This is a genomic window from Chryseobacterium sp. MMO-72 (assembly GCF_037146035.1).
GTDB classification, from domain to species: Bacteria; Bacteroidota; Bacteroidia; order Flavobacteriales; family Weeksellaceae; genus Chryseobacterium; species Chryseobacterium indicum.
The window spans coordinates 71,810-87,017 of sequence record NZ_JBBCWG010000012.1 but is presented as its reverse complement, the minus strand read 5'-3'; the positions used below and the strand labels follow the sequence as shown (position 1 = coordinate 87,017).

Here is a 15,208-nt window from a genome sequence, read left to right as displayed (position 1 = left end):
CAATGAAAGAATTGATAACGGAACCCGTGATTGCCTTTCTCGGAGCCCTTTTGACAGGACTGGCAGGATTTATATTCGGAAAGAGAAAGCTCAGGGCGGAAGTTGCCGGGATGAATGCCGACAATGAAGGAAAGGAAATTGAAAACGCCGATAAACTGGTTAAGCTATACAAGGAAGCTTTGGATGATCTGGGCATCCGCTACGAAGCCAAATTCAGGGAATTTTCGGATTTATCGGATAAAAAAGTACTGATGCTTCAGGAGCAGATCGATTTTCAGAAACAGATCAACGAACAGCTGAAAGCGGAAAATAATCTGTTAAAGGCAGAAAATACGATACTCAAAACAAAATTAAAAGAAAATGGGATTACCATAACCTCATAAAAACAAAGAACATGGCAGATTTTAAATACAAAGAGCAGCACGCGGTCATCATAAAGGCAGACAGCGAAAAAGAACAAAAAGAATTGTTCGACAAACTAAAGAAAATGGGATTTAAAAATTTAAAAGTTGTATCCGTATAAAATCTTTAGGTTCCATTGGTCAATTAATATAATAATAGAAATCAAATGAAAATTGAAGTAAAACACACCTGCGAAAATTTTAATTCGTTCAGATCAGAAAAAGTGAAAAGTTTATTTAACGCTGAAAGCGGTCATACATGGCAGCATACTGCCGAACTTCCGATTGAGGAGCAAGGGTGGCAGATCGGGCTTATTGTCGGTGCTTCAGGAAGTGGCAAAACGTCAATAGGCAGCCAAATTTGGGAAAATGGGATTGTAAACCTTGCCGAAGGCTGGAACCCTGACCTGCCGATCATTGAGGACATTGCGCCCGGCTCAGATATGAATACTGTAACGAGTGCATTGTCCGCCGTTGGGTTGGGGGACGTTCCGGCTTGGCTCCGTCCTTTTAAGGTTCTTAGTAACGGGGAACAGTTCCGCGCGGGGCTTGCACGACTTATTTGTGAAGCCCCGGACAAAGTGGTGATTGATGAATTTACCTCGGTCGTAGACAGGCAGATTGCCAAAATTGGAGCCTCTGCCTTTTCAAAAGCCTGGCGGAAAACAAAAGGAAAACAAATTGTACTCTTATCATGCCATTATGATATTGTTGAATGGCTGCAACCGGACTGGGTCTATGACACCCGGACAGGTGAAGTAAAAAAAAAGCCTCAAAACGACCGCCTGTTAAACTCGACATTTGGAAGGTCAACGGAAGTTACTGGAAGTTTTTTAAACCACATTATTATTTAGATTTAAAACACCCGCCCTGTGCCGAATATTTTATCGGAACCGTAGACGGAGAATTGGTGTGCCACGTTGCCGTTTGCCCAAATTTTCAAATAAAAGGGTACAGGGCGACGCGCTTGGTTGTGATGCCGGAATGGCAGGGAGCGGGAGTCGGAACTGCCTTTTTAAATGAAATCATGCAGTATCATCTGGAGGGTAAAGGAAGGTGTAACCACAAATATCCGACCTATTTTCATACCTCACACCCGCAGCTTTGCGGATACCTCAGACATTCCCCAAAATGGAAACAGGTGTCGGCAAAGCTTACCGGAGACAACAAAGCACGAAGTATTAAAACAATGCACGAAACGGGCAAAGGTTTTGACGGGGGCAAAAAGAAAACAACCGGAGGCTTCGGGGGGCATTTCAGGGCAGTACAGGGTTTTAAATATATTGGAAATGAAAAAATTTAAAGTTTTTATATCAGGTCAGAAGTTCTTTGCCGAAGAAGTTTTCAGGCTTTGTCAAAAATTAGACATTGAAATTGTCGGGGTTTCTTGCCCTTTAGATGATCAGTATATCGGAAAGGCTGCCCGCCGTTGGAATATTCCCATTATTCCCGCAGGTAGTTTAAACGCCGGCAATATGCCGGAGTGTGATTTAGGCATTACCGCCCATTCGTTTGACTATATCGGCAAGAAAACAAGATATATTCCGCGTTTGGGTTGGCTGGGATATCACCCGTCATTATTGCCAAGGCATCGCGGGCGCAGCTCTATTGAATGGGCAATCAGAATGAAAGAACCAATTACCGGAGGGACGATATTCTGGCTTAATGCAGGGATTGACAGAGGGGACATTGCTTATCAGGATTGGTGCTGGATTCCTCCGGAATACTTTTTAAGCCCTCAAAAATCCGCTGCAAGACTCTGGCGCGATACATTGCTCCCCATGGGAGTGAAACTCTTTGAATCAGCCCTTAATGACATTTTAAATGGCGTGATCAAAAGGACTCCGCAGGACAAAAGGTTTAGTACATTCGAACCGGACACCAATGTCAAAGATATATATCGACCGGATCTGTTAATGATCGGATATGAAGACAGCCACCAATAAGTGGCTGCTTTTTTATATCTTTGGGTTTATATTTTTCTCGGCAGTTTCGAAAGGGGCTTCGCGCTTTTTGGAATTGTTGATTGTAAATCTGCAAGAAAAAAATATTAAGGAATCAAAACCTTATCTCCTCCAAATTTCGGTTCAACTCCTAAAAGAAGATCAAGATAGGCTTTTGCTTTCGCAAGATATTCTCTCAGATTCGTCTTCAGACCGGCATATTTATTCACATCGGGAGCATTGTAACCGAAAGCTTGCATTCCGTTTTGTTTAGCCAAAAATACCGCCCTTTCATTATGGAATTTCTGTGAAACAATGATTAATTGATTTTGCCCGAAAATCTCCTTTGCGCGTACAACAGAATCCAGTGTTCTGAATCCGGCAAAATCAAGAAAAATGCTGTCCTTTGGAACGCCATACTCAATCAATGCCATCTGCATATCTTCGGGTTCATTATAGTTTTTCTGGCTGTTGTCTCCGCTTACAATAATATATTTCACCTTTCCGCTTTTATAAAGATCGGCAGCAGCCTGAATTCTGTTATAAAAATAAGCATTGGGCTGCCCGTTGCTCAGCGTTTTTCCTGTTCCGAGAAGCAGCGCAGTTTTCATTTTGGGAACATCAGAAATTTGATAAGAAACATTAGCTTCAGTGTCTTTTTTAATACTGTAATTCGCCCATGCAATAAAAATAATTCCTGCAACAAAAAGAAGCAGGAAAATTTTAAAAATGTTTTTAATTAATTTTTTCATCAAGTGTACATTCTTTTAAAATTCCAGACCGTTCGGAAATGCTTTCTTTCTGAAAATCAATAATAAAGCAGCTCCCACTGTAATCGCCGAATCGGCTACGTTGAAAATATATTTAAAAAATTCTATATGTTTTCCTCCGATTAAAGGCCAGCTTTCAGGAACATTCCAGTCTACCAGCGGAAAATGCAGCATATCGACTACACAGCCTTTCATGAAAGTAGAATATCCTTCCCCGAAACTGGTGAATTTCGAAATTCCTCCGTATCCGATCCATCTGTTGATGCTCTCATCATAAACCGTTCCGCTGTCAAAAATAAGTCCGTAAAACATTCCGTCTATTAAATTTCCGATTGCTCCGGCAAAAATCATTGCCATGGGAATCAGAAGATAGTTGGATTCTCCTTTCTGTAACCATTTTTTAAATAAATAGATCATTCCGCCGATCAGGATAATTCTTACCAGAACCAGAAAATATTTCCCGATAATGCCTCCGAAATGCAGTCCGTAAGCCATTCCCGGATTTTCAACAAACGTTAATTTAAATCCCGGAAGCACAGAAATACTGTCATCAAGATTAAAATGCGTTTTTACATAAATTTTTGAAGCCTGATCTATCAATAAAATAAGCAAGGTTACAAATGCTATCTTCTTCATTATAATCCTTTTGGTTTGTAAGGTTTTCCTATTTTTTCGTTCTTTTTCTCAACGATCTTCTTTACGGTTTTCTCGTTGTGATGGGTATTCTTGGTATGGAATTTTTCGAACTTAATGTTCATTTCTTTCAAAACACTTTTCAGGGCAGTAAGCTCCATTGCGTTTTTGGTGTGGACTATTATAGATTCCATTTTTTTAAATTTAAATTTTACTTTTTAGACAGTTCATCGAGTCTTTTTCTGTCTTTTGCCGACAGATCATTCACTCCATTTTTTCCCATCTTACTCAGAAGACGGTCGATTTCTTTTTCCCTTTCCCGTTTATCAGAATTAAACTGATCGTCAATCGTATAATTGCGTTTTTCATCCGGAAAGAACCTGTTTTTGATCCGGTCTCTGTTGAAAAATGCCAATACGACGGCAACGATAATTGCTAAAATTAATAATTCGCTCATGGGTAGATATTAAAAATTAGGTTTATAAAGTATTCCTTGAAATACGATATAAACCCAAATTTATTGTAGCTAACCTTGTGGTTATTTCTGCATATTTTTCGCTTCGATGCTCAGCGTAGCGTGAGGAACAGCCAACAGTCTTTCCTTCGGAATAAGTTTACCCGTTACTCTGCATACACCGTAAGTTTTGTTTTCAATTCTTATCAAAGCGTTCTTCAGGTCACGTACGAATTTTTCCTGTCTTCCGGCTAAAATAGAATTCTGTTCTTTACTTAACGTTTCAGCGCCTTCCTCAAATGCTTTGAAAGTAGGGGAAGTATCATCCGTCCCGTTATTCTGATCGTTGATAAAACTTTCTCTGATCAGTTGTAAATCTTTTTCAGCTTTTTCTATTTTTTCCTTAATAACTGCTTTAAATTCTTGTAAATCAGCATCACTGTATCTTACTCTTTCGTCTGACATGTTCGTTTCTCTTTTTTAATAAAATTATGAAATGGAATTTGAAAAACAATAACTATAAGTTAAATTTTTTCAACATTTATCTTAAAATTAACCTCATCTATTTCGATTTCGTTAAAATTTGAAAGTGAAGATACAATTTCTATTTTATTTGACAAGACTTCGGATGAAATATATTCTTCATTCTTCTTGATATCATCAATGAAAGGAGCATTTTCTTCCAGAGAGATCGTAATTCTGTCCGTCAAATCGAAATCTTTCTCTTTTCGCAGATTCTGAACTCTGTTGATGAATTCTCTTGCGATACCTTCAGATTTTAATTCATCTGTTAGCGTCAAATCTAATGCCACAGTGGTTTTTCCGTCGGAAGTTACCGTCCATCCCGGAATATCTTTTGTAGAGATTTCCACATCTTCCGGTGTAATTTCGTAACCCTGCACGTCAATTTTTCCTTCTTTTTCCAAAGTGGAGATCTGTTCTGCGGTGAAATTGGTAATTTCTCCACCCACCGTTTTCATGTCTTTTCCTAATTTTGGACCTAAAGCTTTGAAGTTCGGTTTGATCTGTTTTACAATTAAATGCGATGCTTCTTCAGCATTAATTAACTGTAATTCTTTAACGTTTACTTCCTGCTTAATTAAATCTGCAACCGCTGAAATCTGCTCTTCCGTTTTCTTATCCAAAACAGGAATCAACACTCTTTGAAGAGGCTGTCTTACTTTTAAACTTTCTGCACGTCTGATGGAAAGAACTAAACTCGTTATTGTTTGCGCCAAGTGCGTTTTTTCAACCAGATCCTGATCGATTAAACTTTCATCAGCAACAGGGAAATCTGTTAAGTGGATCGATTCCGCAGTTTCTTTTCCGGTTACTTTATTTAAATCCTGATACAACTGATCCATAAAGAACGGAGCGATTGGTGCAGATAATTTCGCAACCGTTTCAAGACACGTATATAAAGTCTGGTAAGCAGAGATTTTATCTTCCGAATAATCTCCTTTCCAGAAACGTCTTCTGCAAAGTCTTACGTACCAGTTGGATAAATTGTCATTTACAAAAGTATTGATCGCTCTTGCTACTCTTGTCGGTTCGTAATCTTCGTAGAATGCTTTAACTTCTTTAATTAACAAATTCAGTTCAGAAAGAATCCATCGGTCGATTTCCGGTCTGTTCTCAACTTCTTTTTCAGAATAATTAAATCCGTCCACATTCGCATACAATGCAAAGAATGAATACGTATTGTACAACGTTCCGAAGAATTTTCTTCTCACTTCATCAATTCCTTCGATATCGAATTTCAGGTTTTCCCAAGGATTCGCATTGGAAATCATGTACCAACGTGTTGCATCCGGACCGTAAACCGCTAAAGTTTCAAACGGATCTACTGCATTTCCTTTGGATTTTGACATTTTCAGCCCGTTTTTATCCAAAACAAGACCGTTACTCATTACATTTTTATAAGCAACAGAATCAAAAACCGCTGTTCCGATCGCATGAAGCGTGTAGAACCATCCTCTTGTCTGGTCAACACCTTCCGCAATGAAATCTGCAGGGAACGCTTTATTATTATCAATTAATTCTTTATTTTCAAAAGGATAATGCAATTGCGCATAAGGCATTGAACCGGAATCGAACCAAACGTCGATCAGGTCGCTCTCACGCTTCATTGCTTTTCCTGAATCTGAAACCAGAACGATTTTGTCTACAATGTTTTTATGCAGATCCACAGACGCATAATTATTCTCAGACATATCTCCGATGATGAAATCCTTAAACGGATTTTCAGTCATTAATCCTGCTTCTACAGATTTTTCAATCTCGTTGTATAATTCTTCTACAGATCCGATGATCTTTTCTTCCTTCAGATCTTCTGTTCTCCAGATTGGCAAAGGAATTCCCCAATATCTTGAACGCGAAAGATTCCAGTCGTTTACATTTTCAATCCAGTTCGCAAAACGTCCTTCTCCTGTAGATTTCGGCTTCCAGTTGATTTCTTTGTTTAAATCTACCAAACGGTCTTTTACAGCCGTCATTTTCACAAACCATGAATCCAGCGGATAATACAATACAGGCTTGTCTGTTCTCCAGCAATGTGGATAGCTGTGAACATATTTTTCTACTTTGAAGGCTTTGTTTTCAGTTTTCAGCAAAATTGCCAGTTCTACATCCCATGATTTTTCGGGTGCAGTTCCTTCATCGTAATATTCGTTCTTGATGTATTTTCCTGAGAATAATTCAGGAACATTCTCTCCTTTGATAAATCTTCCCTGTAAATCTACCAGCGGAACAAGATTATCATTTTCATCTTTTACCAACATGGGCGGAACTCCGGCTTCTTTTGCCGCTTTCGCATCATCTGCACCAAAAGTAGGCGCGATGTGAACAATACCTGTTCCGTCTTCAGTGGTTACAAAATCTCCCAAGATCACTCTGAAAGCTTTTTCAGGAGTGTCGTTTGGAGTAAACCACGGAACCAACTGCTCGTATTGAGTTCCTGTTAATTTTTCTCCCGTAAATTCTTTTAAAATCTGGTAAGGAATGGTTTTGCTTTCCGAAGTATAGTTCGCGAAATCTTCATCTGTTCCTTCCGCATATTTTTTTCCGAAGTTTTTATTCAGAAGAACTTTTGCCAGAACTACAGTTACCGGCTGAAAAGTATACTGGTTAAAAGTTTTAACCACAACATATTCAATATCTCTTCCTACAGCCAAAGCCGTGTTGGAAGGCAAAGTCCATGGTGTTGTCGTCCATGCAAGAATGTTTACGTCTCCTTCAACATCATTAAACAGATCGGTAGATTCTTTTTTTACTTTAAACTGCGCAACAATCGTAGTATCGGAAACGTCATGATAGGTTCCCGGCATATTTAACTCCGCTGAAGAAAGTCCGGTTCCTGCTTTTGGTGAATACGGCTGAATCGTGTAACCTTTATACAGCAGATCTTTGTTGTACAATTGTTTCAGAAGCCACCAAACCGTTTCCATGTATTTTGATTTGTACGTGATGTACGGATCATCAAGATCTACCCAATATCCGATTTTTTCAGTAAGGTTATTCCATACATCTGTATAACGCATTACCGCTTCACGACACGCTTTGTTGTAATCTTCAATCGAAATTTTTCTGCCAATATCTTCTTTAGTGATTCCTAATTCTTTTTCCACACCAAGCTCTACCGGAAGTCCGTGCGTATCCCAACCCGCTTTACGGAAAACCTGCTTTCCGTTCTGGGTCTGATAACGACAGAAAATATCCTTCAACGCTCTGGCCATTACGTGGTGAATTCCGGGCATACCGTTTGCTGAAGGCGGACCTTCATAAAACACAAACTCAGGTTGCCCCTCACGAATCTCAACACTCTTATTGAAAGTTTTATTCTGCTTCCAGAATTCTGCGATGTTCTCGGCTACGTCAATAAGGTTGAGGTTTTTGTACTCTTTAAATTGGCTCATTGTAATATATCAATATCGTTGATTAATTAAGTTGGCAAATTTACTAAAATTTGTCGGTTTATAATATATGTTTTATTTTGATATTTCCTATTAAAAACTTCTGTTTCAGAAAAATAAATGAAAAGATTAATTTTTTGTGAACAATCAGGGGTTGATTATAAACTTTTGAAGAGGTTTTTAAACACAAATAGGACGAATGTTTTCACAAATACCGTGGATTTCTCATGGATGTAGAAGTTGAGGCGGGCTTTAGCCCGCTTCAATAGTAGTATTTCAAATTGGTTTTAACCGAAACTTACATTTTCGGTTATAAATTTAAACGCAAAATTTATTTAATAAGCGATATTTTCAGGCTTCGCGAAGCAAATTATTTGCCTTTACCTTCTAAAATAAAAAAAATACAGAACAGGAACTTTGCGTTAGCACTTATCGCAAAATGCTTTTCACGAATAATAAAAACAAGTCATCATCAAAATCCACAGCAAAATAAATCTGCATAATCAGCAAAAGCTGCTGCAAATTAAAATAAACTAATAAATTTGTCCTTTAAAAATAAAAACCATTGGACTTTTATCCATCCATCGAAAGATCAGACATTCAGGAAATAAAAAAGTTTCAGGAGCGAAAACTTCAGGAGCTTTTGGCTTATCTTGAAACTTACTCGCCATTTTATCAAAGATTATTTAAGGAAAACAATATCAATATTGCTGATATTCAGACTTTGGAAGATCTGCAAAAAATTCCGACCACCACGAAGAACGATATTCAGCAGCATAATGATGATTTTTTCTGTGTAACACCCGATAAAATTGTGGATTACAGCACAACATCAGGAACGTTGGGAGATCCTGTAACATTCGGATTATCAGATAACGATCTTGAAAGATTAGCCTACAACGAAGCCATTTCTTTTGCGTGTGCAGGAATAAAAAAAGGGGATGTAGTACAGATGATTACCACCATCGATAAAAGATTCATGGCGGGACTTGCCTACTTTTTAGGACTCAGAAAAATGGGAGCAAGCGTGGTAAGAATGGGTCCTGGAATTCCCGAACTTCAATGGGATTCTATTTTCAGATACAAGCCTAAATATTTAATCACTGTTCCGTCTTTTTTGCTAAAGATGATCGATTATGCCGAAAAACATGGGATAGATTATAAAAATTCAAGTGTTTATGGAGCTGTGTGCATCGGAGAAAGCATCAAAAATCAGGATTTTACGGATAATATTCTTTCACAGAAAATTAAAGAAAAGTGGAATATTAAACTTTTCTCAACCTATGCTTCGACGGAAATGAGCACCGCTTTTACAGAATGCGAAGAACAGATCGGCGGACATCATCATCCGGAATTAATTATCACCGAAATTCTTGATGATGAAGGAAATCCTGCGAAAGAAGGCGAAAGCGGAGAATTAACGATCACTACTTTGGGCGTTGAAGCGATTCCGTTGTTGAGATTTAAAACAGGAGATATTGTAAAAGCACATTATGAGCCTTGTAAATGCGGAAGAAATACGATGAGACTCGGACCTGTCATTGGAAGAAAGCAGCAGATGATCAAATACAAAGGAACCACCTTATATCCGCCTGCGATGAATGATATTTTAAATGATTTCAATAAGATTCTCTGTTATCAGATTGTTATTCAGTCAAACGAAATCGGGTTGGATGAAATTATCATTAAAATAAGCACAGACAGCGATTCCGAGGGTTTTGTAAATGAAGTAAGAGATCATTTCAGAGCAAAACTAAGAGTGAGTCCGAAAATTGAACTGGTCGATTTTGATGTTTTATCTAAAACGGTATTTAACCCGAACAGCAGAAAGCCGATAACGTTTGCGGATTTAAGATAAAGGATAAATAAAATAACCATGAAAAAAACGATATTTCTATTTTTAGTAGCTTTCTCGTCATGCTTAATGGCACAAAGAGTAAAGCTCATTACTGGAGATTATAATTTTTTAAAAGATCAAAAATTCATTAAAGTTGTTTTCAAATTTGAAGGTGTTACTTTTGCTAAAAAGAAAATTACAGAAGAACAATATATCAATGAGAGAATGCAGGAGATTGAAAAGAGGGCAGGAAAAAAAGAAGCAGAAAAATGGAAAAATGACTGGGAATTTTCAAAATCTAAAACTTTTCAGGATAAGTTTTTAGCTTCATGGAATAAGAATACCAAAATTGAAGCATCTACTGGTTTCAAAAGAACAAAATACACTCTAATTGTTGAACCGACATGGATTTCTCAAGGTATTTTTGGAGGAATTGGCAGTATTCCTGCAGAAATGAATTCTAAAATGACCTTTGTAGAATCAGATAATCCCACGAATATTTTAATGATTGTTGAAGGAATAAAAGCAACCGGAGATAATGGGATTGGAATTCCAAATAATAATGATCGAATTGCAGAATGTTACGCAAAAACGTCTAAAATGTTGGCGTTAAAAGTAGATCATTATATTAACAAAAAATAGATTTTAAAATTTAAATAAACGATGAAAAAAACATTCTTATCCTTTCTGGTTTTTTTAGCCTGTGTTCTACATGCACAAAAGATGAAAGTGATTTCCGGAAATTTTGATTTCCTGAAAGGGCAGACTGAACTGAATCTTAAGATGGATTACAGCCACATAACATTTTATAAAGAAAACATAGATGAGGCAGGCTACATTGCCAAACAGGAAAAAGCGATCCAAAAAGCAGGTAAAAGTCCTGAAGAATTTGAAAAGTGGAAGAAAGACTGGGAATATTCTAAAAATACCCAGTTTGTAGACAAATTTTTAGCTTCCATGAATAAAAATACAGATATTAAAACTTCTGTGAACAATTCATCTGCAAAATATACTCTCATTGTAGAAACTGTCTGGATTTATCCGGGATGGTTCGGAGGAATTATGAACCAGCCTTCAAAACTGAGTACCCTTTTAAAATTTGTAGAAACAGAAAATCCTTCTCATGTTTTACTGGAAATCGAAGGTAAGAATGCTCCCGGTGATAATTTTGTGGGACTTCCAAATAATAATGACAGAATTTCGGAAGGATACGCCAAAACAGCAAAGACTTTGGCTCATATGATTGAAAAAAAGATTAAATAATCTGAGTCGGGATAAGTCTTCTTAACCGCAATGATAAACAAAGAGATTCAATTATCAAGGATTCAGCTTTTAAGATATACAAAGGCGTAAAACTTATCAAAGTAATACCATTTTTGTGTTTTTTAAATAAACGAAGTGCCTTTGTTTAGCTTGCAAACTTTAAATAAGTAGAAAAATTTTTTGTTTTTCTTTGCGATAAATTAATCTAATGCTATAAATCAATTATTTAAATTTATTTCTTATCCCGAACTCAGGTAAAATAAAAATAATACAAAACCGCTTCACATTTCAGAAGCGGTTTTTTTATGCTTGTTGCTTTTCTGTCTTAATAAATTCCGCCAGATTTTTAATCGCTGTATCATGAATTCTCACAAAAGTATTCTTCTTATTCCAGACATAACCCGCTAAAACCGCGCAGATTTTTCTCTTCACATCAGGATTTTCCGGCTGGTGGAAAAATAATTCCTGAAGATTTCCGGTGTACCATTCTTTTACATACGTTGTGAAAACATCAACGCCGTATAAAATATAGTCTGCAAATTCCTTTTGCCAGTCTACTTGTTCGCCGTTCAGTTGTCGTAAGGCTAATTTTGCTGCGGTCATTCCGCCTTCTGTGGCAAAAGCCATTCCTGAAGAGAAAACAGGATCTAAGAATTCCGAAGCATTTCCTGTAAGCGCAAAACCGTCTCCGAATAATTTTTTTACCGAGCACGAATAATCTTTCAGATGTTGAGGTTCAAAAAGAAAATCTACATCCCCGAAACGTTTTACATAATAATCCGAAAGGGAAATGGCTTTTCTCAGAGCTTCTGCTGTATTGCCGTTTTCAGAAAGTTTATCAATAAAATCGGTTGGTCCTACAATTCCTACGCTCGTGTTTCCGTTGGAGAAAGGAATTACCCAAAGCCAGACTTCCGTTTCGATAATATCAAAAGAAATTAAAGTTCCTTCCGTACCTTCTTCCCTGTTAATATCTTTTACGTGAGAGAAAATCGCAGAATGAGGAGAAAGTTTTGAAGGTTTTTCTAAATCCAAAAGTCTCGGTAAAACTCTTCCGTAACCGCTGGAATCGATCACAAATTTGGCATGAATTTCTTTTATTTCGCCGTTCTTATTTTTTACAGTCGTTACAGAATCTGTTCCGTTGAACTCAATGCCGATCACTTCCGTTTCGAATTCAAGGTCAATTCCTTTATTAATGACTTCCTGAGCTAAAACATTATCAAAATCAGCTCTCGGAACCTGCCACGTCCAGTCCCATCCTTCCCCGAATTTATTACTGAAATCAAAAATGCAGACCTCGTTGCCTCTTAAAAAACGTGCTCCCAGTTTCTTCTCAAAGCCCATTTTATCAAGAGCAGGAAACAGTCCGGCTTCATCAAAATGATCCATCACACGCGGAATCAGGCTTTCGCCGACCACCAGTCTTGGAAATTTCGTTTTTTCAACAACTTTCACGTTGACGTTGTTCTTCTTTAAATATGAAGAAGATACGCAGCCGGACGGTCCGGCGCCGATTACAAGAACGTCAACAAATTCTTTACTCATCTTTGATTTTTTATTTTAATAATAACTTCTATCTTTGCCGCAAAATTAATGACAATTAATTAATAATTACAAAATTATCTATTTATTACTTTTTAATTAATGAAAATAAATAACTTTTTAGAACTGAGTGACTTTAAGAAAGTCATCATCAACAATGAGAAAATAGAACTGGATGATACACTTCTTGCCAGAGTGGATGAGAGTTTTCAGTTTCTAAAAGAATTTTCAAAAAATAAAGTAATATATGGGGTGAACACGGGTTTCGGACCGATGGCGCAGTTCAAGATCAGCGATGAAGATACCCATCAGCTTCAGTATAACTTAATCAGAAGCCATTCTTCGGGGATCGGAAATCCGCTTCCCGCAGACGAAGCAAAAGCCTGTATGCTGGCAAGACTGAATACCTTATCATTAGGAAAATCGGGCGTTCATCATTCTGTAGTAAATTTACTTAAAGAATTAATAAACAGAGATATTACGCCGCTTATTTTTGAACATGGAGGAGTTGGAGCAAGCGGAGATCTGGTTCAGTTGGCGCATCTTGCGTTGGTGTTAATTGGGGAAGGAGAAGTTTTCTACAAAGGAGAAAGAAAATCAACAAAGGAAGTTTTTGAAACAGAAAACTTACAGCCGATTCAGGTAGAAATCCGTGAAGGTTTGGCTTTGATGAACGGAACTTCCGTGATGTCCGGAATTGGAGTCGTTAATGCGCATAAAGCGAATCAGTTAACTGATATTTCAATCAAATTATCTTGTGCGATCAACGAAATTGTTCAGGCGTACGACGATCATTTATCTGAAGTACTGAACGGAACCAAACTTCATGAAGGACAGCAGAAAATTGCACAAAAAATGCGTGCTCATTTGTCCGACAGTAAATTGATCAGAAAAAGAGCAGATCATTTATATACTCACTTTGAAGAGCAGGAAAAGGTTTTCAAAGAAAAAGTTCAGGAATATTATTCTTTACGATGTGTTCCTCAGATTTTGGGACCTGTTTTAGATACGTTGGAATATACGGAAAAAGTATTGGAAAACGAGATTAATTCGGCGAACGATAATCCGATCATCAATGTGGAAGATCAGCACGTTTACCACGGCGGAAATTTCCACGGCGATTACATTTCCCTTGAAATGGACAAGCTGAAAATTGTGGTTACCAAATTAACAATGTTGGCAGAAAGACAATTGAATTATTTACTGAATTCTAAAATCAACGAAATTCTGCCTCCTTTTGTCAATTTAGGTAAATTAGGATTCAATTTCGGGATGCAGGGTGTTCAGTTTACAGCAACTTCTACGACGGCAGAAAGCCAGATGTTATCAAACCCGATGTATGTTCACAGTATTCCTAATAATAATGACAATCAGGATATTGTAAGCATGGGAACCAATGCAGCGGTAATTTGCAGAAAAGTAATCGAAAATGCATTCGAGGTATTGACGATTGAAGCGATTACCATTGTTCAGGCAATAGAATATCTTGGTTTTCAGGATAAAATTTCATCAGCAACCAAAGAACTGTACGATGAAATAAGAAAGATTATTCCTGCGTTTTCTGATGATATGGTAATGTATCCTTATCTGGAAGAAGTGAAGAAATATTTAAAGGCAATGTAATTTTTTAAGGAAATTAATTGTCATACTTAAGGAAAGGAAAATATACACAAAAAACTAAAACTACATAAGCAACACATGAAATGTGCAATCGTCACAGGAGGCTCAAGAGGAATCGGAAGAGCGATCTGTATAAAACTGGCTGAAGAAAAAAACTATCATATCTTAATCAACTACACTTCAAACGAAGCGGCAGCTAAAGAAACGTTAGCTAAAGTGGAAGAACTGGGATCTACCGGAGAAATTTTGAAATTTGATGTAGGAAATGCCGAAGAAACCCAAAAAGTTTTAACAGAATGGCAGGAAAATAATCCTAAATCCGTTGTTGAGGTGATCGTAAACAATGCCGGAATTACAAGAGACGGATTGTTCATGTGGATGCCGAGTGAAGACTGGAACGCGGTGATTAACACCAGTTTAAATGGGTTTTTCAACGTGACGAATTTCTTTATCCAGAAACTGCTGCGCAATAAATACGGCAGAATCATCAATATGGTTTCTGTTTCCGGAGTGAAAGGAACGGCAGGACAGACCAATTATTCTGCGGCGAAAGGTGCTTTGGTAGGAGCTACAAAAGCGCTGGCTCAGGAAGTGGCGAAAAGAAATATTACCGTAAACGCGGTTGCACCGGGATTCATAAAAACAGACATGACGCAGGAATTCAATGAAGACGAATTAAAAGCAATGATCCCTGCAAACCGATTCGGGGAAGCGGAAGAAGTGGCAGATTTAGTCGCATTTTTAACCTCTAAAAAGTCATCGTACATTACAGGCGAAGTCATCAATATTAACGGAGGAATCTACTCATAAAATCAGGTGGCAGATAAAAGG

General features: G+C 37.5%; 17 protein-coding genes. 10 read left to right on the top strand and 7 right to left on the bottom strand.

What is annotated here, in order from left to right; genetic code table 11:
* Positions 1–2: 2 nt before the first annotated feature.
* The 5 genes from WFH39_RS15795 to WFH39_RS15775 are packed head-to-tail and all read left to right on the top strand — an operon-like array spanning position 3 to position 2,347.
* Positions 3–383 (top strand): hypothetical protein, encoded by a 381-nt coding sequence (locus WFH39_RS15795; RefSeq protein ID WP_336690571.1) that lies wholly within the window; start codon positions 3–5, stop codon positions 381–383.
* An 11-nt stretch (positions 384–394) separates the two neighbouring features.
* Complete coding sequence (locus WFH39_RS15790) at positions 395–523, top strand: hypothetical protein (RefSeq protein WP_256038289.1); 129 nt, start codon at positions 395–397, stop codon at positions 521–523.
* 45 nt (positions 524–568) lie between these two features.
* Positions 569–1,255 carry a hypothetical protein gene (locus WFH39_RS15785; protein WP_336690569.1) on the top strand — a complete coding sequence of 229 codons (687 nt, stop codon included), beginning with the start codon at positions 569–571 and terminating at the stop codon, positions 1,253–1,255.
* Positions 1,201–1,704, top strand: coding sequence for a GNAT family N-acetyltransferase (locus tag WFH39_RS15780; protein WP_336690631.1), 504 nt, complete (start codon positions 1,201–1,203; stop codon positions 1,702–1,704). The genes WFH39_RS15785 and WFH39_RS15780 overlap by 55 nt, the downstream gene beginning before the upstream one ends.
* On the top strand, positions 1,691–2,347 hold the full coding sequence (locus WFH39_RS15775; RefSeq protein ID WP_336690568.1) for a formyltransferase family protein: 657 nt from the start codon (positions 1,691–1,693) through the stop codon (positions 2,345–2,347). The genes WFH39_RS15780 and WFH39_RS15775 overlap by 14 nt, the downstream gene beginning before the upstream one ends.
* A 104-nt stretch (positions 2,348–2,451) precedes the next feature.
* Here the strand turns inward: WFH39_RS15775 and WFH39_RS15770 are convergent, their stop codons facing one another.
* From WFH39_RS15770 to ileS, 6 genes are all read right to left on the bottom strand, one after another.
* On the bottom strand, positions 2,452–3,096 hold the full coding sequence (locus WFH39_RS15770) for a SanA/YdcF family protein (protein WP_336690566.1): 645 nt from the start codon (positions 3,094–3,096) through the stop codon (positions 2,452–2,454).
* A 15-nt stretch (positions 3,097–3,111) separates the two neighbouring features.
* Positions 3,112–3,750 carry a lipoprotein signal peptidase gene (locus WFH39_RS15765; RefSeq protein ID WP_235131598.1) on the bottom strand — a complete coding sequence of 213 codons (639 nt, stop codon included), beginning with the start codon at positions 3,748–3,750 and terminating at the stop codon, positions 3,112–3,114.
* Entirely contained in the window at positions 3,750–3,941 is a 192-nt protein-coding gene (locus WFH39_RS15760; protein ID WP_235131599.1) for a DUF2683 family protein, read from the bottom strand. The genes WFH39_RS15765 and WFH39_RS15760 overlap by 1 nt, the downstream gene beginning before the upstream one ends.
* 17 nt (positions 3,942–3,958) lie before the next feature.
* A complete protein-coding gene (locus WFH39_RS15755; RefSeq protein ID WP_336690565.1) occupies positions 3,959–4,204 on the bottom strand; it encodes a DUF6576 domain-containing protein in 246 nt (81 codons plus the stop codon).
* 81 nt (positions 4,205–4,285) lie between these two features.
* The gene (locus tag WFH39_RS15750; RefSeq protein ID WP_050019754.1) at positions 4,286–4,666 is read right to left on the bottom strand and encodes a TraR/DksA family transcriptional regulator; all 381 of its coding nucleotides are present in this window, start codon (positions 4,664–4,666) and stop codon (positions 4,286–4,288) included.
* A 59-nt stretch (positions 4,667–4,725) separates the two neighbouring features.
* Positions 4,726–8,115 (bottom strand): isoleucine--tRNA ligase, encoded by a 3,390-nt coding sequence (gene ileS / locus WFH39_RS15745; protein ID WP_336690563.1) that lies wholly within the window; start codon positions 8,113–8,115, stop codon positions 4,726–4,728.
* Positions 8,116–8,677: 562 nt separating this feature from the next.
* On the opposite strand from ileS, the gene WFH39_RS15740 reads away from it, so the two are divergent.
* The 3 genes from WFH39_RS15740 to WFH39_RS15730 are packed head-to-tail and all read left to right on the top strand — an operon-like array spanning position 8,678 to position 11,212.
* Positions 8,678–9,970 carry a phenylacetate--CoA ligase family protein gene (locus tag WFH39_RS15740; RefSeq protein ID WP_336690562.1) on the top strand — a complete coding sequence of 431 codons (1,293 nt, stop codon included), beginning with the start codon at positions 8,678–8,680 and terminating at the stop codon, positions 9,968–9,970.
* Positions 9,971–9,988: 18 nt separating this feature from the next.
* A complete protein-coding gene (locus WFH39_RS15735) occupies positions 9,989–10,591 on the top strand; it encodes a hypothetical protein (RefSeq protein ID WP_336690561.1) in 603 nt (200 codons plus the stop codon).
* Positions 10,592–10,612: 21 nt separating this feature from the next.
* Positions 10,613–11,212, top strand: a complete 600-nt coding sequence (locus WFH39_RS15730) for a hypothetical protein (RefSeq protein ID WP_336690560.1) — start codon at positions 10,613–10,615, stop codon at positions 11,210–11,212.
* A gap of 303 nt (positions 11,213–11,515) precedes the next feature.
* On the opposite strand, the gene WFH39_RS15725 is transcribed toward WFH39_RS15730, so the two are convergent.
* Positions 11,516–12,760, bottom strand: a complete 1,245-nt coding sequence (locus tag WFH39_RS15725; protein ID WP_214587533.1) for an NAD(P)/FAD-dependent oxidoreductase — start codon at positions 12,758–12,760, stop codon at positions 11,516–11,518.
* Between the two features lie 99 nt (positions 12,761–12,859).
* Here WFH39_RS15725 and WFH39_RS15720 point away from each other — a divergent pair, with 99 nt between their 5' ends.
* A complete protein-coding gene (locus WFH39_RS15720; protein WP_336690559.1) occupies positions 12,860–14,380 on the top strand; it encodes an HAL/PAL/TAL family ammonia-lyase in 1,521 nt (506 codons plus the stop codon).
* Positions 14,381–14,455: 75 nt separating this feature from the next.
* Entirely contained in the window at positions 14,456–15,187 is a 732-nt protein-coding gene (fabG, locus tag WFH39_RS15715; RefSeq protein ID WP_336690558.1) for a 3-oxoacyl-ACP reductase FabG, read from the top strand.
* The last annotated feature ends 21 nt before the right edge of the window (positions 15,188–15,208 follow it).